The sequence below is a fragment of the Rathayibacter sp. AY1E3 genome (assembly GCF_002932235.1).
GTDB lineage: Bacteria > Actinomycetota > Actinomycetes > Actinomycetales > Microbacteriaceae > Rathayibacter.
Genome location: NZ_PSVN01000004.1, coordinates 56,955 through 75,507 on the forward strand (window position 1 = coordinate 56,955; position 18,553 = coordinate 75,507).

Genomic DNA, 18,553 nt, shown 5'->3' on the forward strand with positions numbered 1-18,553 from the left:
GTGCAGCGCCGATCCCGTCCCTCGCGGTCCGGATCAGCCCGCCGGACTCGGAGAGGGAGAGGGGGTCGCGGACTCCGCCTCGAGCGTCGAGGTGACGAAGGAGACGAACGCCGCCGCGTCGTCCGGCTTCCCCGTGTACTGCTCGCCGTTCACCAGCACGGTGGGCGTCGACTCGAGCGTCGGCAGCGAGGAGTTCGCGAGGGGGAGCGAGGTGGCCCGCTCGGTCGCGGCCTTCACCCAGGGCCGGAACTCGCCCGCGGTCATGCAGGCGAGGACGTCGTCGTCGGTGACGCCCGCTCCGGTCACCAGCGCCCGCAGAGCGTCGTCGTCGAGGCCCGTCGTCCCCTCCGCCGGCTGCTGCGCGAAGAGCGCCGCGTTCACGGCGAGGAAGCGGTCCGGATCCTCGTCGGCGACGCACGCCGCGGCGTTCGCGGCCCGGCTGGAGTACTCGGAGCCGGCCGAGGAGGAGTCGAGGATCGCCACCGGATGGATCTCGAGCGTGATCGCCCCCTTCGTCAGCCACGACTGCAGCTGCTCGGCGTTCGCCTTCTCGAACTGCCCGCAGTACGGGCAGAGGTAGTCGACGTAGAGGTCGACGGCGACGACTCCGCCTGCCCGTGTGGCGCTCTCGTCGGTCGGGACGGGGGATGCTCCCGGAGCGATCGCCGCGCTCGTCGTCGCCGTCACGGCCGAGCCGTCGCCCGCGAGGACGATGCCGTCGCTGAGCATGTTCGCCGGGCCGGCGCTCGCGACCTCCTGCTGCGACCAGACGTTCCAGCAGACCAGGGCCACGACCGCGAGGAGCCCGACGACCGCTCCGCCCTGCCCGAGCAGCCGGTTCCGGCGCCGCCGGCGCCTCTCGGCTTCGCGGCGCTCCCGCGCCTGCGCTCGGGCGAGCTCCTGGCGCTCGCGCTTGGTCAGGCCGCTTCTCGCACTGTTCCCGGACATCGCCGACGACGCTACGGGCGGAGGCTTCGGCGCGCCGTGGAGTGCGCCCGCCGGATCCTGGGACGGAGTGCGGGTCCTCTCAGGGATCAGGCGAAGAGGCCGGAGCCGAGGAAGTCGGTCTCGTCGCGGGCACCGGGCGGCACCGCGAACACGGCCGAGCCGACGTGCTTCACGTACTCGTTCAGCGCGTCCGTCGCGAGGTTCCGCTGCACGGCGACGAACTGCTCCGGGGAGCGCTGGAACGAGAGGAAGAACAGCCCCGCGTTCAGGCGTCCGAGCTCGTCGTTGCCGTCGACGAAGTTGTAGCCGCGGCGCAGGAGCCGCACCCCGTTGTTCACGCTCGGATGCGCGAGGCGCACGTGCGACTCCTGATCGATCAGCGGGGCACCTGTGGCGCCGGCCGCTGCGAAGTCGGGCTCGGTGGACTCCGTGCCGCCCGAGAGCGGGGCTCCGGACCCCTTGCTGCGGCCGATGACCCGCTCCTGCTCGCCCAGCTGGCTGCGGTCCCACGTCTCGATGATCATCCGGATCTTCCGCGCGACCAGGTAGCTGCCGCCGACCATCCACGCGGGGCCGTCGGAGGACGGGACCCAGACGTGCTCCTCTACGGCGTCGGCCTCCTCGGACTTCACGTTCGCCGTGCCGTCCTTGAAGCCGAAGAGGTTGCGCGGAGTCGCCTGGGCGGTGGACGTCGAGGAGGTGCGGCCGAAGCCGAGCTGCGACCAGCGGAGCGAGGCCCGGCCGAACGCGATCCGGCTCAGGTTGCGGATGGCGTGCACGGCGACCTGCGGATCGTCGGCGCAGGCCTGGATGCACAGGTCGCCGCCGCCGGCCGAGGGGACGAGCGCGTCGCCGCGGAAGCGGGGCAGGGCCTGCAGCTCCGGAGGCCGGCGGTCGGCGAGGCCGAAGCGGTCGGCGCCGGACTCGTCCGTGAAGAGGGTGGGTCCGAAGCCGACCGTGACGGTGAGCGACGCGGCGTCGAGCCCGAGCGCCTCCCCGGTGTCCTCCGGGGGAGCCGTGTCCGGCCCGTCCACCGCGCCGGTCTCGCCGACCTCGAGGCCCTGGGTCATCCGCGAGGCGGCGAGCGTCCAGTCCTTCAGGAGCTCGACGAGGTCCTCGCGCGTGGTGCCCGCGGCGAGGTCGAACGCGGCGAAGTGCAGCCGGTCCTGCGCGGCGGTGGTGATGCCCGCCTGGTTCGCGCCGAAGAACGGCACGGTGCGCGGGGCGGAGGAGGCCGTCGCGCTCGCGGACGACGTGACGGCCACCGTGCCGCCCACTCCGGCGGCCAGCCCGGCCGTCCCCGCCGAGACGAGGCCGAGCAGCCCGCGCCGCGAGAGGCGGCGGGGTTCGTCGGCGGGCTGCTCGGACTCCGTCGGCCGGGCTCCCTCGTGCTGCTCGGCGTCCACTACGCGGTCGGCTCCTCGACGCCCAGCACCGTGTGGGTCAGCTGCGAGAGCGGCTCGGAGAGAGCGTTGACCGCGTCCGAGAGCTCCTTCTTCTGCTCCGCGGTGAGAGTGGAGTACGCGGCGAAGCCGGAGTCGATCGAGCCGTACTGCGCGAGCAGGGCGTCGAGCTCGGAGAACCGCTGCGTGATCCGTCCGGTGAGGTCGGCGCCCTCGTCGCCGCTGGCGGTCGCGATCGGCTCGACGTTGCCGAACGCCACCTCCGCGCCCTGGACGTTCGCGGCGAAGTCGGTGAGGTCGGTGCTCGACCACCAGTCCTCCTCGCCCGTGATCTTGCCGGCCGCGACCTCGTCGAGCAGGCCGATGGCGCCGTTCGAGATGTCGCCCACCGACACGGTGAAGCCGGGTGCGTTCACGAGGCCGGCCAGGCTCTGCACGTCGTCGACGAGGCCCTGGCCGAACTGGGCGCGCTGCTCGGGGGTGGAGGGCGCCCAGTCGAGGAGCGCGCTCGTGCCGTCGGAGTTGAGGGCACCCTCCGCGGGGGCCCACAGGTCCTTCTCGATGCGGTGGAAGCCGGTCCAGTCCAGGCCCTCGGCGACGGCGTCGACCTCGCGGTAGTCGATGCGCGGGTCGAGGTCGCCGAACGCCTCCGCGGTCGGCTCGATCCGCTCGTAGAAGACGCGGGTCGACGCGAAGAGGCCGCGCGCCTTCTCGTCGTCGCCTGCCTCGTAGGCCTGCGCGAACTCGGCGACCGCGGGGAGCAGCTCGCCCACCTGCGACTTCACGTACGCCACGTAGTTGGTGACCGCCGCCTCCGTCGCCGCCTTCTCGTCCGCCGACTGCGCGGTGGCCTCACCGGTCACGGTGAACTCGCTCAGCCCGACCGGGGCGCCGACCTGCTGGAACTTGCAGGCGGTGTAGTAGGTGCCAGGCTCGAGCTGAGCGACGTAGGAGACGCTCTGGCCCGGGGTCACGTTCTCCTTCTCGCCCACGATCCGCAGCTTGTCCTCGGCCAGGATCTCGAACTCGTTGACGTCCGAGCCGCCGTTGGTCAGTGAGAACGTCACCGCTCCCGCCTCGGCGGTCGCCGTCGACACCTCGCAGGCGTCGTCCCTGATCGCGACGTCGAGCGCGGCGGAGGAGGAGGACGCGGGGGTGTTCGGCACGCAGCCCGTGAGGATCAGCGCCAGGGCGCCGGCTCCGGCGAGGCCGAGGGTGACGCGGGGGAGGGTGGGACGAGCGCGCGAGGACATGCTTCTCCTGGATCGGGGCGAGTGCGCCGGCGGTGCCGGAGCGGGTCAGACGGAGGTGGGAGCGGGAGCGGCGACCGGGGCCGCGCTGCCCCGTCGCGGACCGCGCAGGCGGACCTGGCGGACGAACAGGGCACCGACGACGACGAGGTAGAGCAGCCAGGCGGCGAACTGCAGAGCGGTCGGCTCGGGCGTGTAGTTGAAGAGGCCGCCGACCACCGCGGTCACGGGCGGCGGGAGGATCGGGCCGAGCGAGAACAGCGGGGTGCCCCAGCCGGGCAGGAGCGACGCCTCCTGCAGGTCGCCGACGCCGTAGGAGAGGACGCCGGCCGCGACCAGGATGAGGAAGCCGCCCGTCCAGGTGAAGAAGCGCCCGAGGTCGATCCGGACGAAGCCCCGGAAGATCAGGTACGCGATGACGACCGAGCTGAGGATGCCCAGCAGCGCGCCGACCGTGCCGACCCACGCGCTGGATCCGGACCCCGCACTGCTCGAGGACACGCTCGCCCAGACGAAGAGGGCCGTCTCGATGCCCTCGCGCCCGACGCTGATGAAGCCGAGGACCACGATGCCGAGGGCCGACCCCGCGACGGCGCCGTCGAGCCGGGACTCGAGGTCGCCCTTGAGGCTGCGGGCGTTCGCGCCCATCCAGAAGATCATCCAGGTGACCAGCCCGACCGCGAGGATCGAGAGGCCGCCGCCGATGAGCTCCTGGGCCTGGAACGACAGGGTCGAGGGGCCCCAGGTGAGGATCGCACCGGTGACGAGCGAGATCGCGATCGCGGCGGCGATACCGGTCCAGAGCCGCGGCAGCACGTCGCGCCGGCCGAGCTTGGTCAGGTAGGCAACGAGGATGCCGACGACGAGGCCGGCTTCGAGGCCTTCGCGGAGGCCGATGAGGTAGTTTGCGAGCACGCGTGTTCTCTTGGTCGATGGTGGACGAGGAGGGGGCGACTCCCGCCCCGAGTCGATCCGGTCGGCGGGCCTCCGTTGTTCGGTAAGCCTTGCCTAACCCGGGTCGACTGTAGTCCGCTGCCCGGTCGCTGTCCAGAAGCGCCCGCAGCGGAGGCCGCGCAGGACGAGAGGCGGAGAGTGGACGCGGGCCGGGACGCAGCAGCGGAGCGGGTGGTGGCGGTGCACGCCCACCCCGACGACGAGACGATCACCATGGGCGGGACCCTGGCGCGGCTGGTGGCGCAGGGCGCCTCCGTCACCGTCGTCACCGCCACGCGGGGCGAGTGCGGCGAGGTCATCCCCGAGGACCTCGCTCCGCTCGAGGGCTCGGCCGAGCTGGCCGCGCACCGGACGACCGAGCTCGTCGTCGCCCTGACGGCCCTCGGCGTCGCCGACCACCGCTTCCTCGGCGAGGCCGGCGCCCGCGCACCCGGCCTCGCTCCGCGCGTCTACCGGGACTCCGGCATGCAGTGGGGGCCCGGCCGCGTCCCGGTGCCGCTCGAGCCGGTGCATCCCGCGTCCTTCACCGCCGCGCCCGAGGACGAGGAGGTGGCGGATCTCGTCGCCGTCCTCCGGCAGGTCGACGCCGGCGTCGTGCTGTCCTACGACGCGGGCGGCGGCTACGGCCACCCGGACCACGTCCGCACCGCCCGGGTCGCCGAGCGCGCCGCCGAGCTGCTGGGCCTGCGCTTCCTCGCCGTCCTCCCCGACGCGGCCCCGCCCCTCCCCGGGGACGTCGTGATCGAGCTGTCCGCCGAGGACCACGCCCGCAAGCGCGCGGCCCTCGAGGCGCACGCGACGCAGCTGGTGGTCGAGGGCGACGAGGCCCGGCTCTCGAGCGGTCCGCCGTTCCCCATCGGCCGCATCGAGCGCTTCCGCCCGGTCGCGCAGGCGGGGCGTCCGGCGCCGCTGCCGGAGGAGCGTCCGACGCTGGGATCTCGGGTGCTGTCGGGCGTCGCCGGAGTCCTGGTCGGCGCGGTGGTCGGAGCGATCACGACCGTCGCCCATCAGAGCACCGTGTCGGTCGGCGGTGTCGTCCTCCCGGTCGGCCTCGCCGCCTCCCTCGCCGGCGTGCTGCTGCTCCTGCTCGGGCTGCGCCTCGTGCTCATCGACCGGTTCGTCGCGTTCTGCACCGCGATGGGCCTGCTCGGGATGATCGGGCTGCTCGCCCTGCGCAGCACCGGCGGATCCGTCCTCGTCCCGGCGAACGGCCTCGGCGTGGCCTGGACCTTCCTCCCCGCCCTCATCGCCCTCGTCGTGATCGCCTGGCCGCGGCTGCGGGCAGCCGCTCCCGCCGCCGGCCCGCGGCCCGCGGACGCCGACGCCCCGTCGGCCCCCGTACGATAGAGACACTGTTCGAAGGGACCTGGAGCACCGTGACCTACGTGATCGCACTTCCGTGCGTCGATGTCAAAGACCGCGCCTGCATCGACGAGTGCCCGGTCGACTGCATCTACGAAGGCGAGCGCTCGCTCTACATCCACCCGGACGAGTGCGTCGACTGCGGTGCCTGCGAGCCGGTCTGCCCCGTCGAGGCGATCTACTACGAGGACGACCTCCCCGAGGAGTGGTCCGACTACTACAAGGCCAACGTCGAGTTCTTCGACGAGATCGGCTCCCCGGGCGGAGCCGCCAAGGTCGGCGTGATCGCGAAGGACCACCCGGTCATCGCGGCGTTGCCTCCGCAGAGCCACTGAGGCCGCTCCCATGGCCCTCGGCGCGCTGCCCGACTACCCCTGGGACCTGATGGCGCCCTTCGCCCGCACGGCGGCGGAGCACCCCGGCGGGATCGTCGACCTGTCGATCGGCTCGCCGGTGGACCCGACGCCCGCCCCGATCCGCGACGCGCTCGCCCGCGCGACGGACTCGCACGCGTACCCCACGACCGTGGGCACCCCCGCTCTGCGCGAGGCGATCGCCGCCTGGTACGCGCGGCGGCGCGGAGTCGAGGGCCTCGGGATCGACGAGGTCCTGCCGACGATCGGCTCCAAGGAGCTCGTCGCCTGGCTGCCCTTCCTCCTCGGACTCGGGGAGGGGGACGTGGTCGTGCATCCGCGCGCCGCCTACCCGACGTACGCGATGGGCGCGGCGATCGCCGGCGCCGAGGCGCTCGCCTCCGACGACCCGGCCGAGTGGCCCGCGACGACCCGCCTGGTCTGGCTCAACTCTCCCGGCAACCCCGATGGCGCCGTGCTCGACGTGCCCGCCCTGCAGCGCGCCGTCGCGCGTGCCCGTGAGCTGGGCGCTGTGATCGCGGGGGACGAGTGCTACGCCGAGCTCGGCTGGGACGGCCGCTGGGCCGACGAGCCGATCCCGAGCGTCCTCGACCCGCGCGTGGTGGGGGAGGACCGCACCGGGGTCCTCGGCGTCTACTCGCTGAGCAAGCAGTCGAACCTCGCCGGCTACCGCGCCGCCTTCGTCGCCGGGGACGCGGCCCTGATTGCGCGCCTGGTGACCGTCCGCAAGCACGCGGGCATGATCGTGCCCGGTCCGCTGCAGGAGGCGATGATCGTCGCCCTCGCCGGCGACGAGCACGTCGCCGCGCAGAAGGAGCGCTACCGCTCCCGCCGCGACCGCCTCCGGCCCGCCCTCGAGTCCGCGGGCTTCCGGATCGACCGCAGCGAGGCCGGCCTCTACCTGTGGGCGACCGAGGGCCGCCCGGCCTGGGAGTCCATCGACCGCCTCGCCCGCCTCGGCGTCCTCGCGGGCCCCGGCGTCTTCTACGGGGAGGGCTTCCCCGAGCACGTGCGCCTCTCGCTGACGGCCTCCGACGAGCGGATCGACGCGGCCGTCGAGCGCCTGTCCGGCGGCCTCTGAGGGGCTCGACCCGGCCGATCCTGGCGGGTTCCGATAAGGCCCCGGCCCCAGCGCTGGGCGATGTCACAGTGCCCCCGCTTTGCCCATAGGCTGTATGTGGTTCGGTCGACGGCGCCTCGCGAGGCCCCGGCTGCACCACGATCCAGACCCGGCGCCGCCCGCTCCGCGCGAGCGCTTCCGGGGTGCGACCGCGACGACCTGGGAGGCGTTGTGACCGAATCCGGCACGCAGAGCGACGGAACCGCGACGGTGGGCTCCACGGAGCCCGCGACCGGGAGCGCCACGACGCCGCCTCCCGCGCCGGCGGAGCAGGAGCTCCCCGAGAAGGTCACGCTCACCTTCGGCGACCGCACCGCGGACTTCCCGGTCCTGCGCAGCGTCGACGGCTCCTCGAGCATCGACTTCTCGACCCTGTCGAAGCAGACCGGCTTCATGTCGCTCGACTACGGCTTCGTGAACACGGCGGCGACCAAGTCGCAGATCACCTACATCGACGGCGACCAGGGGATCCTCCGCTACCGCGGCTACCCGATCGAGGAGGTGGCCACCAACGCGACCTACCTCGAGGTGGCCTGGCTCCTCATCTACGGCGAGCTGCCGACGGCCGACGAGCTCGCGGGCTTCGACGAGCGCATCCGCCGCCACACGCTCCTCCACGAGGACCTCAAGCGCTTCTTCGACGCGCTCCCGCACAGCGCGCACCCCATGTCGGTGCTCTCGGCCGGAGTCTCGGCCCTGTCGACGTACTACGAGGACAGCTCCAACCCGAAGGATCCGGAGGCGGTGGAGCTCACCACGATCCGCCTCCTGGCGAAGCTGCCCGTGATGGCGGCGTACGCCCACAAGAAGGCGATCGGCCAGGCGTTCCTCTACCCGGACAACTCGCTGAGCTTCGTCGACAACTTCCTCCGCCTCAACTTCGGAACGATGGCCGAGCAGTACCAGGTCGACCCGGTGCTCTCGAAGGCGCTCGACCGCCTCCTGATCCTCCACGAGGACCACGAGCAGAACGCGTCGACGTCGACCGTCCGCCTCGTCGGCTCCACCGAGGCGAACCTCTACGCCTCCGTCTCGGCCGGCATCAACGCCCTGTTCGGCCCTCTGCACGGCGGAGCGAACGAGGCGGTGCTCACCATGCTCGGCCGGATCCGTGAGTCGGGCGAGAGCGTGTCGACGTTCGTCGAGCGGGTGAAGAACAAGGAGGAGGGCGTGCGCCTGATGGGCTTCGGCCACCGGGTGTACAAGAACTACGACCCGCGCGCGAAGCTGGTCAAGGAGAGCGCCTCCGAGGTCCTGCAGGCCCTCGGCGTGAAGGACCCGCTGCTCGACATCGCGATGGAGCTCGAGGCCCTCGCTCTCGAGGACGACTACTTCAAGGAGCGGCGCCTCTACCCGAACGTCGACTTCTACACGGGCGTCATCTACAAGGCGATGGGCTTCCCTACCCGGATGTTCACCGTGCTCTTCGCGATCGGCCGCCTGCCCGGCTGGATCGCCCACTGGCGTGAGATGAACACCGACAAGCAGACCAAGATCGGCCGCCCGCAGCAGCTCTACATGGGCTCGCCCGAGCGCCACTGGCCGAACGACCGCTGACCGGTCCCCGAGAGCCCGTCCCCGCCGGGGGGCGGGCTCTCGCCGTGCGGCGCACCCGCCTCTCGTCAGCCGTCCGAGACTCGAACCTCTTCTTCGAGGCGGGACGCAGAGCGGCGTGGTCGCCGCGGACTCGATCAGCACGGTTCGTCCCGGGGTGCCGCCTGCTGGGCCCGGCGGCGCCGGACGCCCGTCCTCAGGCGTGCAGGGCGGCGTTCAGCTCGATGCCGGCGCCGGTGCGGGGGAGGACCTCGACAGCTCCGGTGAGTGAGTTGCGGCGGAAGAGCAGGTTCGGCACGCCCGAGAGCTGCACGGCCTTCACGGTCTGCGGGGCGCCGTCGGCGCGCGGCGCTCCGCCGACCACGACGACCTTGGTGCCGGCGGTCACGTAGAGGCCGGCCTCGACGACGGTGTCGTCGCCGAGGGAGATGCCGATGCCCGAGTTCGCACCCAGCAGCGCCCGCGCGCCGATCGAGACGCGCTGCACTCCTCCGCCCGAGAGGGTGCCCATGATGGACGCGCCGCCGCCGATGTCCGAGCCGTCGCCGACCACGACGCCCTGCGAGATGCGCCCCTCGACCATCGAGCTGCCGAGGGTCCCGGCGTTGAAGTTGACGAAGCCCTCGTGCATCACCGTCGTGCCGGGTGCCAGGTGCGCCCCGAGGCGGACGCGCGAGGTGTCCGCGATGCGCACCTTCGCGGGGGTGACGTAGTCGGTCAGCCGCGGGAACTTGTCGATCCCGGTGGCCTGGATGCCGTGGCGCCGGAGCGAGGGGCGCAGGCGGGTGAACGACTCCGGCGAGACCGGACCGGCGTTCGTCCACACCACGTTCGGCAGGTGGGCGAAGACGCCGTCGAGGTTCACCTCGTTCGGGCGGACCAGGAGGTGCGAGAGCAGGTGCAGCCGCAGGTAGGCGTCGGACGTGGAGGCGGGCGGCGCCTGCACGTCGATCTGCAGCGTGACCACGTCGATGCGGACCTCGCGGCGCGGATCCTCGCCGGCCTGCTCCTCGAACTCCGCCGGCACGATCCAGGGGTCGCGGCCGGCCGGGATGGTGCCGAGGCGCGGCTCCGGGAACCAGGTGTCGAGGACGGTGCCGTCGGCGGCCACGGTGGCGAGCCCGTATCCCCAGGCGGAGGCGGGCGCGGAGGAGTCTGCGGAGTGCTCGAGGGTCATGCCGATCAGGGTAGCGCGGAGCGTCCGGCCGCTACCCTGGGGCGCATGGCCGATCCGACCACCGCCCCTCCGCTCGATCTGCGCACCGATCCGGTCGCCCTGACGCGGATCCTCTGCGACATCCCCTCCGTCTCGGGCGACGAGCTCGAGATCGCGGACGCGGTGCAGTGGGCGCTCGAGCAGTACGACCACCTCGAGGTCATCCGCGACGGCCACACCGTCGTGGCGCGGACGAACCTCGGCCTCGCCCAGCGCGTCGTGATCGCCGGGCACCTCGACACGGTGCCGGTCAACGGCAACCTGCCCGTCGTCGCCGAGACGATCGACGGCGTCGAGCACCTGGTCGGCCGCGGGACCGTCGACATGAAGGCCGGAGTGGCGGTGCAGCTCGTCCTCGCCGCCGAGCTCTCCGATCCGGCCGTCGACATCACCTGGATGTGGTACGACAACGAGGAGGTCGCAGCGGACCTCAACGGCCTCGGCCGCCTCTCCCGGCACCGCCCCGACCTCTTCTCCGCCGACTTCGCGGTGCTCGGCGAGCCGACGAGCGGAGCAGTGGAGGGCGGCTGCAACGGGACGCTCCGGGTCGACGTGGTCACCCGCGGCGTCCGCGCCCACTCCGCCCGCAGCTGGGTCGGCGAGAACGCGATCCACGCGGCCGCGCCGATCCTCGACCGCCTCGCCGCCTACGTGCCGCGCGAGGTCGAGGTCGAGGGCCTCGTGTACCGCGAGGGCGTCAACGCCGTGCGCGTCACCGGCGGGGTCGCGGGCAACGTGATCCCGGACCTCTGCACGGTGCAGGTCAACTACCGCTTCGCCCCCGACCGGTCCGGGGAGGAGGCGCTCGCCCACCTCGAGGAGCTCTTCGAGGGGTTCGAGGTGACGGTGGACGATCTGGCCGAGGGCGCCCGCCCGGGGCTGGACGCACCTCTGGCCCAGGCCTTCCTCTCCGCCGTCGGAGCCGAGGCGAAGCCCAAGTACGGCTGGACCGACGTCGCGCGGTTCTCCGCCATGGGCATCCCGGCTGTCAACTACGGACCGGGCGACCCGCTCCGGGCCCACGCCGACGACGAGCGCGTGGCGGTGCACGAGATCACCGAGTGCACCGAGGGCCTCCGCCGCTGGCTGACCGCGTCCTCATGAGCGCGACCGCCACGGCCGTCCCCGTCCGCCTCCGCCTGCGCCTGGTCCCGTGGTGGGCGCGGGTCCTCCTGGTGTACATCGCGACCCGCGTGGTCACGACGGTGATCCTGCTGCAGTTCGCCGCGCACCAGCTCGCGAACCCGTGGACCGGACCCTCCCCGTCCTACTCGGCCTTCGCGTCGATGTGGGACGGCCGCTGGTACGAGATCATCGCGGCCACCGGGTACCCCGGCTTCCTGCCGATCACGCAGGACGGGCACGTGGGGGAGAACGCCTGGGCCTTCATGCCGCTCTACCCGGGCGTCGTGAAGGCGCTGATGGCGGTCACCGGCCTCACCTGGGCTCCGGCCGCCGTGACCGTCTCCGTCCTGTGCGGAGCCGGAGCCTGCCTCGTCCTGTACCGCCTCTTCCGGCACTCCCTCGGCGAATCGCAGTCGCTGACGGCGGTGCTGCTGTTCTGCGTGGCGCCGACCTCGCCGCTGATGCAGCTCGCCTACGCGGAGTCGATGGCGATGCTGCTGACCGCGGTCACGCTCCTCCTCCTGGTGCGGCGGCGCTGGCTCGCGGTCGTGCCCGTCGTGCTGCTGCTGGGCCTGACCCGGCCGAGCGGGCTCGCCTTCGCCGCCGCGCTCGGCCTGTACGTCGTCTACCGGTTCGTCCGGCGCCGCACGGAGCCGTTCCCTCGGTCGGAGTGGCTGCCGGCTGTGGGCCTGACGGCGTGGGGGCTCGTGGTCGGCTTCCTCTGGCCCGCCGTGGCGTGGGCCGTCACCGGGTCGATGACCGCCTACACCGACACCGAGCTGGCGTGGCGTGCGGTCTACATCGGCTACCAGGAGCTGCTCCCGCTGACCCCGTGGTTCCAGGGCGGCGCCTGGTGGGGCTCGTGGTGGTTCGGTGCTCCGGCCGTCGGCGTCGTGCTGGTGGTGCTCCTGCTGGCGGCGTTCGTCGGGATCCTCGCCGCACCGTGGACACGGCGGCTCGATCTCTTCAGCCGGGCCTGGGTCGCCGGGTACGGCGTCTACCTGCTGGCGTTCTTCTTCCCGCAGTCGAGCACCTTCCGGCTGCTGGGCCCGATGTTCCCGCTCGTCGGAGCGCTGGCGGTGCCGCGCTCGCCGGTCTTCCGCGTCGCGCTGGTCCTGCTCGGGATCGGCGGCCAGATCGTCTGGATCTCGATCTGCTGGGCCGTCGCCGGATCGGACTGGACCCCGCCGTGATCGTGGTGCGCGCCCGCCCGGCGCGGTGCTCCTCCGGGGACTCCCGACTCCCGCACGGGTATGCTCGTCGGAATGTCTCCCCTCACGCCAGCCGGTGAGCCGCGACACGCGTCGCCCCTCCTCCGGCCGACCCGCCGGCGAGCCGCGGCGACACCCGCCCGCTCCCCGCTGACGACCGCCTCCTCGACGGACCGCGGGCCGCTCGCGTGAGCGCCACCGCGACCGCGCCGGAGACGGAGGACGCCTCTCCGTCCCGCTCCCGCTGGGGTCTGCTCCGGAGGATCCCGTGGTGGATCCAGGTGCTCCTGGTCTTCGCCGTGTCGCGGGTCGTCACGACCGTGATCATGCTCCGGGTCGGCGCCGTGCGTCAGGGCGTCGAGTGGACGGGACTCCGCGACACCTACGTCCGGTTCGCGACGACGTGGGACGGCGGCTGGTACGAGCGGATCGGGATGACGGGGTACCCGTCGGTCCTGCCGCTCTCGCCGTCCGGAGCCGTGGAGCAGAACCCCTGGGCGTTCATGCCCGTCTACCCGTTCACCGTCCGCGGCCTGATGAACATCACCGGGCTCGACTGGGCGAACGCGGCGGTGCTCGTCGCCCTGGTCTGCAGTGCAGCGGCGTGCCTGGTGATCTACCGGCTGTTCCGCGTCTCGCTCAGCGAGGGCCAGGCGCTGATGGGGATCGTCTTCTTCTGCGTCGCTCCGACGTCCCCGATCCTGCAGATCGGCTACGCCGAGTCCGGCGGCATCCTCCTGACAGCCGTGCTGCTCCTCCTGCTGGTGCGCCGCAAGTGGATCTGGACGTTCCCCGTTGTGCTGGTCGTGGGGCTCCTGCGCCCGAGCGGCCTCGCGATCGCGGCGATGACGGGCCTCTACTTCCTCTACCGCGTCTGGCGCCACGTGCGCGGCACCGAGCCGTTCGCCCGCCGGGAGTTCGCCTTCACGGTCGCCCTCACGGTCTGGTCCCTCGCGGTGGGCTTCGCCTGGCTGCTCATCGCCTGGGCCGTGACCGGCTCCTTCACCGCCTACACCGACACCGAGCTCGCCTGGCGCAGCGTCTTCATCGGCGAGGGCGAGCTCATCCCCTTCACCTCCTGGTTCGCCGGTGGAGGCTGGTGGGGAGGCCTCTGGTTCGGCTCGCCGATCACGGGCATGGGCATCACCGTCGTGGTGGTGCTCGGATTCCTGGCGATCCTGTTCTCGCGGGCCACGCGCAGCCTCGACGTCTTCTCGCGGCTCTGGGTCGGCGGCTACGCGATCTACCTCTTCGCGTTCTTCTACCCGCAGTCGAGCACGTTCCGCATCCTGATGCCGATGTTCCCGCTGGCCGGGGCGCTCGCGGTGCCGCGGTCGACTCTCCTGAGGGTGTTCGTGGTGGCCGCATCGATCGTCGGGCAGATCGTCTGGGTGCTGCTGTGCTGGGTGTTCACCCCGGGCGACTGGTCCCCGCCGTGATCGGCTGACGCCCGACTTCCGGGCGCGGTTCGGAACACCCCCGCGGATGCACGATAATAGGGGGATACGTCACGAAAGGGGAACTCTATGGCGGCCATGAAGCCGAGGACCGGAGACGGACCGATGGAGGCTGTTAAGGAGGGCCGACTCATCGTCGTGCGCGTTCCGCTCGAAGGAGGCGGACGCCTCGTCGTCTCGGTCAACGATGCAGAGGCGAAAGAGCTGCACGACGCGCTCGCGTCGGTGGTGTCTCCCGCCTGATCCGCACCGTCGTGAACGCCCGTCGCACACCGTGCGGCGGGCGTTCCGTCTTTCCTCGGTCGGCCGCGCTCGTCAGGCGCGGCGCTTGTTGGCCTGCAGCAGGCCGTCGCCGATCGGCGAGAGCACGCTGACCACGGCGGGGGAGGCGCAGACCTCGGCCACCAGCGTGCGGAACGCCGTCGCGATCTCGTCGCGCTGCGCGGGGTTGGCCACGCGTCCGCGCCAGAGCGCGTGGGGGACGAGGACCGTCCCGCCCGGACGGACGAGCCGCAGCGCGTGCTCGACGTTCTCGATGACCTGCAGCGGATCGCCGTCGACGAAGACGATGTCGTAGGAGTTCTCGTTCATCCGGGGCAGCACCTCGAGGGCGCGGCCCGGGATGAGCCGCAGCCGGTTGGGCGAGATGCCCGCCTCGTGGAACTGGGCGCGCGCGTGCTGCTGGTGCACGGCCTCGGAGTCGATCGAGGTGAGCATCGCCTCGGGGGCGCCGTCGAGCAGCCACAGGCCGCTCACTCCGGTGCCGGTGCCGATCTCGATGATGGAGGTCGCGCGCGCCGCGGCGGCGACCAGCGCGGCCTGCGCTCCGATCGAGGGGGAGACGGCGTCGATGCCCAGCTCGACCGAGAGCCGGCGGGCCGAGGCGATGGCCTCCGACTCGACGACCGCGTCCTCGGCGTACTTCCAGTTGGCATCCTTGTCGGACACGGGGGCGCTCCTCTGATCGGTGCACCGAGCGGATCGCACCCGGGCATCGTCAGGGTACGGTGGCGCGCGGGCTCCGCGAGGGAGGCGCGGCGGGTTAGTGTTGTCCTCGTGTTCGGTCTGACGTTCGACAAGCTCCTCATCATCGGGGTCATCGCTGTCTTCGTGCTGGGTCCCGACCGCCTCCCGCACTACGCCGCCCAGCTCGGGCAGCTCGTGCGCAAGGTGCGCGGATTCGCCACGCAGGCCCGGGAGCGCGTCAAGGACGAGATGGGCGACGAGTTCAACGACGTCGACTGGAAGAAGCTCGACCCGCGCCAGTACGATCCCCGCCGCATCATCCGCGACGCCCTGCTCGAGGACGATCCGGCCCCCACCGTGAAGCCGCCCACCGCTGTCGCCGCTCCGGTCGTGCCGGGCGGCACCGGCTCCGCGCAGGACAGCTACTACACGACGATGCAGCGCTCCGTCTCGTCCGGCACGCTCTCGAGCGTCGCGCCGCCGCCGATCGACTCCGAGGCCACCTGAGCCCTGCTCCGCGAGGAGCGTCGGGCGGGCGTCTCGACCGACGCCGCCCGCACGAAGCCGCGCGGAGGCGTCAGCCGACGGCGAGCGGAAGACGACGGCCGGTCAGTCCCCGCGGCCGCGCGGCGAGCGTCGCCGCCAGGGCGTCGATCGCCCGGGCGGCAGGATCCTCCGGATCGCCGACGACGACGGGCACGCCCTCGTCGCCCCCTGCCCGCAGCGCCACGGAGATCGGCAGCGACGCGAGCAGCGGCACCTCGTCGCCCGTCGCAGTGAGCCGACGCGCGACCTCGGCCCCGCCTCCGCTGCCGAAGAGCTCCAGCACCGAGCCGTCGGGCTGCGGAAGCCCCGACATGTTCTCGACCACTCCGACGATGCGCTGACCCGATTGGCGGGCGAGCGCGCCGCTGCGCTCGGCCACGTCGGCGGCCGCCGGCTGCGGGGTGGTGACGATGAGGACCTCCGCATGCGGGAGCAGCTGCCCGATGGAGATCGCCACATCCCCCGTGCCGGGAGGCAGGTCGAGCAGGAGCACGTCGAGGTCGCCGAAGTACACGTCGGTGAGGAACTGGGAGATGGTGCGGTGCAGCATGGGTCCGCGCCAGGAGACGGCCGCCCCCCGGGTGTCGCCCTCGAGGAACATCCCGATCGAGATGACCTTCACGCCGTGCGCCACCGGCGGCAGCATCAGCTCGCCGACGCGGGTGGGCCCCGCGACGCGCCCGTCGTGCATCAGGCCGAGCAGGCCGGGGATGGAGAAGCCGTGCACGTCGGCGTCCACGAGGCCGACCGCGAGCCCCCGCTGAGCGAGGGCGACCGCGAGGTTGGCGGTGACGGTCGACTTGCCGACACCGCCCTTGCCGCTGGTGACCGCGTACACGCGGGTGAGCGAGTCCGGGCCGAAGGGCATGCTCCGGCGCCCGCCTTGGAGGCGCTCGGTGAGGGCGGTGCGCTGCGCCGGCGTCATGACTCCGACCACGACGTCGACCGCCGTGACTCCGGGAGCCGAGGCCGCGGCCTCGCGCACGTCGCGCTCGATCGCGGAGGCGGCCGGGCAGCCGACGATGGTCAGCCGGATCGCGACGCGGACGGCTCCGTCGGCCCCCGCCTCGACCGACTCGAGCATGTCGAGCTCGGTGATGGGCTTCCGGATCTCCGGATCGACGACGCGGGCCAGCGCCGTCCTGACGGCGGTCTCGATGGCGGCGACGTCAGGCATCGCGCCGCTCGGGCTCCTGCGCCCGATCCTTCTCGAGCTCCTCGAGCAGGCCGCGCAGCTCCGAGCGGATGAAGTCCTTGCTCGCCATGTCGCGGATCGCCAGGCGCAGGGCCACGACCTCGCGCGCGAGGTACTCGGTGTCCGCGAGGTTGCGCTCGGCCCGCTGACGGTCCTGCTCGATCTGCACGCGGTCGCGGTCGTCCTGGCGGTTCTGCGCGAGCAGCAGCAGCGGCGCGGCGTAGGAGGCCTGCAGGGAGAGGATCAGCGTCAGCACCGTGAAGCCGAGGGCCTGCGAGTCGAAGCGCGCGTCCGCGGGCCCGTAGGTGTTGAACATCAGCCAGAAGACGCAGAAGATCGTCATCCCGACCAGGAACCACGGCGTGCCCATGCCGCGGGCGAACGACTCGGTCAGGCGGCCGAAGCGGTCGCTGCTCGGGCGGTTCCGCCGCGAGAGGACGCGGGTGCGCAAGCCCTTGGGAGCGTCGAGGCGCCGGTCCTGCTTGGTGTCCCTAGCCACGCGCGCCCCTCCGTCCCCGTCGTGTCCTGCCTGTCGCCGCGGGTGCCGGCGGCACGAGCGGGACGCCCTGCGTCGCCGTCGTCACCGGCTTCCTCGGTTCGTCGTCGTCGCCGTGGCTGCGCCAGTCGTCGGGGAGGAGGTAGTCGAGGACGTCGTCGATGGTCACGACGCCGACGAGGCGGTGGGACGCGTCGACGACGGGCACCGAGACGAGGTTGTAGCTGGCCAGGATCCGGGCGACCTCGGCCGCCGAGGTCTCGGGCGTGATCGGGTCCATGCTCTGGTCGAGCAGGGTGCCGAGGCGCTCGTGCGGCGGGTAGCGGAGCATCCGCTGGAAGTGCACCATGCCGAGGAAGCGGCCGGTCGGCGGCTCGTAGGGCGGCAGTGTGACGCAGACGGCGGCGCCGAGGGCCGGGGCGAGCTCGTGGCGGCGGATGAGGGCGAGACCCTCGGCGACGGTCGCCTCGGAGGAGACGATGATCGGCTCCGTGGTCATCAGACCGCCGGCGGACTCCGGGGCGTAGGTGAGGAGCATGCGGACGTCGTCCGCCTCCTCGGGCTCCATCAGCTCCAGGAGCGCCTCGCCGCGCTCCTCCGAGAGCTGGGCGATCAGGTCGGCCGCGTCGTCCGGCTGCATCTGGTCGAGGACGTCGGCGGCGCGGTCGTCGTCGAGCCGGCCGAGGATCTCGACCTGCTCGCTCTCGGGCATCTCCTCGAGCACGTCCGCGAGGCGGTCGTCCGAGAGCTCGCCGGCGACCTCGAGCATCCGCTGCTGCGGCAGGTCGAGGAGCGTGCTGGCGAGGTCGGCGGGCTTGAGCTCGGAGAGGCTGGCGACGTACTGCTCGGCGGACTGCGCCTCGGTCGAGACGCTCTCGCGGACCTCGCGCCAGCCGGCGAAGGCGGTCGCGCCCTTGGCGAAGGGGGAGGGGCTGGTCTTGGGCCGGCGGACGAAGAGCTGCGCGAGCTCCCACTCGCCGGGAGCGGCCTCCTCGATCGCGACGTCCTCGACGACCGCGTCACCGGAGCCGTCCACGAAGCTCACCCGGCGGCCGAGGAGCTCGGCGATGACGCGGACCTCGCCGCCCCGCTGCTCGAAGCGGCGCACGTTGATCAGCCCGGTGGTGATGATCTGGCCGCTGCCGATGCTGGTGACCCGGCCGATCGACACGAAGACGCGACGGCGCCCGGGGATCTCGACCACCAGGCCGACCACCCGCGGGGCGTCGTTCTGCCGGTAGACCAGGAGCACGTCGCGGACCTTGCCGACGCGATCGCCGGCCGGGTCGAAGACACTGCATCCGGCCAAGCGCGCGACGAAGACTCTGGCGGAACTCACGGCTACAAACCTAGTCCCGTGCAGCCGGGCGGACGCC

At 72.4% G+C, this 18,553-nt stretch carries 18 protein-coding genes; 9 read left to right on the forward strand and 9 right to left on the reverse strand.

All coding sequences use genetic code 11. The features are described from left to right. Nucleotides 1-33 precede the first annotated feature (33 nt). From C5C53_RS04565 to efeU, 4 genes are all read right to left on the reverse strand, one after another. A complete protein-coding gene (locus C5C53_RS04565) occupies nucleotides 34-948 on the reverse strand; it encodes a thioredoxin domain-containing protein (RefSeq protein WP_104266943.1) in 915 nt (304 codons plus the stop codon). 86 nt (nucleotides 949-1,034) lie between these two features. After that, nucleotides 1,035-2,354, reverse strand: a complete 1,320-nt coding sequence (gene efeB, locus C5C53_RS04570) for an iron uptake transporter deferrochelatase/peroxidase subunit (RefSeq protein ID WP_104266944.1) — start codon at nucleotides 2,352-2,354, stop codon at nucleotides 1,035-1,037. Further along, nucleotides 2,354-3,604: an iron uptake system protein EfeO gene (gene efeO / locus C5C53_RS04575; RefSeq protein WP_104266945.1), complete on the reverse strand. Its 1,251-nt coding sequence runs from the start codon at nucleotides 3,602-3,604 to the stop codon at nucleotides 2,354-2,356. The genes efeB and efeO overlap by 1 nt, the downstream gene beginning before the upstream one ends. 45 nt (nucleotides 3,605-3,649) lie before the next feature. Beyond that, nucleotides 3,650-4,516 carry an iron uptake transporter permease EfeU gene (efeU, locus tag C5C53_RS04580; RefSeq protein WP_104232741.1) on the reverse strand — a complete coding sequence of 289 codons (867 nt, stop codon included), beginning with the start codon at nucleotides 4,514-4,516 and terminating at the stop codon, nucleotides 3,650-3,652. A gap of 177 nt (nucleotides 4,517-4,693) precedes the next feature. On the opposite strand from efeU, the gene C5C53_RS04585 reads away from it, so the two are divergent. The 4 genes from C5C53_RS04585 (at nucleotide 4,694) to C5C53_RS04600 (ending at nucleotide 8,968) form a co-directional block, all read left to right on the forward strand. Next, nucleotides 4,694-5,902, forward strand: coding sequence for a PIG-L family deacetylase (locus C5C53_RS04585; RefSeq protein WP_146084640.1), 1,209 nt, complete (start codon nucleotides 4,694-4,696; stop codon nucleotides 5,900-5,902). Nucleotides 5,903-5,931: 29 nt separating this feature from the next. Then, a complete protein-coding gene (gene fdxA, locus C5C53_RS04590) occupies nucleotides 5,932-6,252 on the forward strand; it encodes a ferredoxin (protein WP_104222984.1) in 321 nt (106 codons plus the stop codon). Nucleotides 6,253-6,262: 10 nt separating this feature from the next. After that, the gene (gene dapC / locus C5C53_RS04595) at nucleotides 6,263-7,372 is read left to right on the forward strand and encodes a succinyldiaminopimelate transaminase (RefSeq protein ID WP_104266947.1); all 1,110 of its coding nucleotides are present in this window, start codon (nucleotides 6,263-6,265) and stop codon (nucleotides 7,370-7,372) included. A 210-nt stretch (nucleotides 7,373-7,582) separates the two neighbouring features. Continuing rightward, nucleotides 7,583-8,968, forward strand: coding sequence for a citrate synthase (locus C5C53_RS04600; RefSeq protein ID WP_258062828.1), 1,386 nt, complete (start codon nucleotides 7,583-7,585; stop codon nucleotides 8,966-8,968). A gap of 193 nt (nucleotides 8,969-9,161) precedes the next feature. Here C5C53_RS04600 and dapD read toward each other — a convergent pair whose 3' ends face one another. Then, on the reverse strand, nucleotides 9,162-10,142 hold the full coding sequence (gene dapD / locus C5C53_RS04605; RefSeq protein WP_104232738.1) for a 2,3,4,5-tetrahydropyridine-2,6-dicarboxylate N-succinyltransferase: 981 nt from the start codon (nucleotides 10,140-10,142) through the stop codon (nucleotides 9,162-9,164). A gap of 45 nt (nucleotides 10,143-10,187) precedes the next feature. Here dapD and dapE point away from each other — a divergent pair, with 45 nt between their 5' ends. The 4 genes from dapE (at nucleotide 10,188) to C5C53_RS04625 (ending at nucleotide 14,217) form a co-directional block, all read left to right on the forward strand. Continuing rightward, nucleotides 10,188-11,285, forward strand: coding sequence for a succinyl-diaminopimelate desuccinylase (dapE, locus tag C5C53_RS04610; RefSeq protein ID WP_104249555.1), 1,098 nt, complete (start codon nucleotides 10,188-10,190; stop codon nucleotides 11,283-11,285). Further along, complete coding sequence (locus tag C5C53_RS04615; RefSeq protein ID WP_258066599.1) at nucleotides 11,282-12,499, forward strand: hypothetical protein; 1,218 nt, start codon at nucleotides 11,282-11,284, stop codon at nucleotides 12,497-12,499. The genes dapE and C5C53_RS04615 overlap by 4 nt, the downstream gene beginning before the upstream one ends. 206 nt (nucleotides 12,500-12,705) lie before the next feature. Then, nucleotides 12,706-13,956, forward strand: coding sequence for a hypothetical protein (locus C5C53_RS04620; protein WP_104266948.1), 1,251 nt, complete (start codon nucleotides 12,706-12,708; stop codon nucleotides 13,954-13,956). Nucleotides 13,957-14,043: 87 nt separating this feature from the next. Further along, on the forward strand, nucleotides 14,044-14,217 hold the full coding sequence (locus C5C53_RS04625) for a DUF3117 domain-containing protein (protein ID WP_068208299.1): 174 nt from the start codon (nucleotides 14,044-14,046) through the stop codon (nucleotides 14,215-14,217). 72 nt (nucleotides 14,218-14,289) lie between these two features. Here the strand turns inward: C5C53_RS04625 and C5C53_RS04630 are convergent, their stop codons facing one another. Beyond that, on the reverse strand, nucleotides 14,290-14,922 hold the full coding sequence (locus tag C5C53_RS04630) for an O-methyltransferase (RefSeq protein ID WP_104222989.1): 633 nt from the start codon (nucleotides 14,920-14,922) through the stop codon (nucleotides 14,290-14,292). A 108-nt stretch (nucleotides 14,923-15,030) separates the two neighbouring features. Here C5C53_RS04630 and C5C53_RS04635 point away from each other — a divergent pair, with 108 nt between their 5' ends. Next, on the forward strand, nucleotides 15,031-15,447 hold the full coding sequence (locus C5C53_RS04635) for a twin-arginine translocase TatA/TatE family subunit (protein ID WP_146076468.1): 417 nt from the start codon (nucleotides 15,031-15,033) through the stop codon (nucleotides 15,445-15,447). Between the two features lie 70 nt (nucleotides 15,448-15,517). On the opposite strand, the gene C5C53_RS04640 is transcribed toward C5C53_RS04635, so the two are convergent. The 3 genes from C5C53_RS04640 to C5C53_RS04650 are packed head-to-tail and all read right to left on the reverse strand — an operon-like array spanning nucleotide 15,518 to nucleotide 18,516. After that, nucleotides 15,518-16,663, reverse strand: a complete 1,146-nt coding sequence (locus tag C5C53_RS04640) for an Mrp/NBP35 family ATP-binding protein (RefSeq protein WP_104222990.1) — start codon at nucleotides 16,661-16,663, stop codon at nucleotides 15,518-15,520. Beyond that, a complete protein-coding gene (locus C5C53_RS04645; RefSeq protein WP_104222991.1) occupies nucleotides 16,656-17,180 on the reverse strand; it encodes a DUF1003 domain-containing protein in 525 nt (174 codons plus the stop codon). Before C5C53_RS04645 ends, C5C53_RS04640 begins: the two co-directional genes overlap by 8 nt. Further along, complete coding sequence (locus tag C5C53_RS04650; RefSeq protein WP_104225554.1) at nucleotides 17,173-18,516, reverse strand: magnesium transporter MgtE N-terminal domain-containing protein; 1,344 nt, start codon at nucleotides 18,514-18,516, stop codon at nucleotides 17,173-17,175. Before C5C53_RS04650 ends, C5C53_RS04645 begins: the two co-directional genes overlap by 8 nt. Nucleotides 18,517-18,553: the final 37 nt, after the last annotated feature.

Bases quoted from the DNA above. Each gene is read 5' to 3' on its own strand.
- dapD (WP_104232738.1), bottom strand. From the start codon at position 10,142: ATGACCCTCGAGCACTCCGCAGACTCCTCCGCGCCCGCCTCCGCCTGG.
- C5C53_RS04625 (WP_068208299.1), top strand. From the start codon at position 14,044: ATGGCGGCCATGAAGCCGAGGACCGGAGACGGACCGATGGAGGCTGTT.
- efeO (WP_104266945.1), bottom strand. From the start codon at position 3,604: ATGTCCTCGCGCGCTCGTCCCACCCTCCCCCGCGTCACCCTCGGCCTC.
- C5C53_RS04565 (WP_104266943.1), bottom strand. From the start codon at position 948: ATGTCCGGGAACAGTGCGAGAAGCGGCCTGACCAAGCGCGAGCGCCAG.
- C5C53_RS04615 (WP_258066599.1), top strand. From the start codon at position 11,282: ATGAGCGCGACCGCCACGGCCGTCCCCGTCCGCCTCCGCCTGCGCCTG.
- dapE (WP_104249555.1), top strand. From the start codon at position 10,188: ATGGCCGATCCGACCACCGCCCCTCCGCTCGATCTGCGCACCGATCCG.
- C5C53_RS04640 (WP_104222990.1), bottom strand. From the start codon at position 16,663: ATGCCTGACGTCGCCGCCATCGAGACCGCCGTCAGGACGGCGCTGGCC.
- dapC (WP_104266947.1), top strand. From the start codon at position 6,263: ATGGCCCTCGGCGCGCTGCCCGACTACCCCTGGGACCTGATGGCGCCC.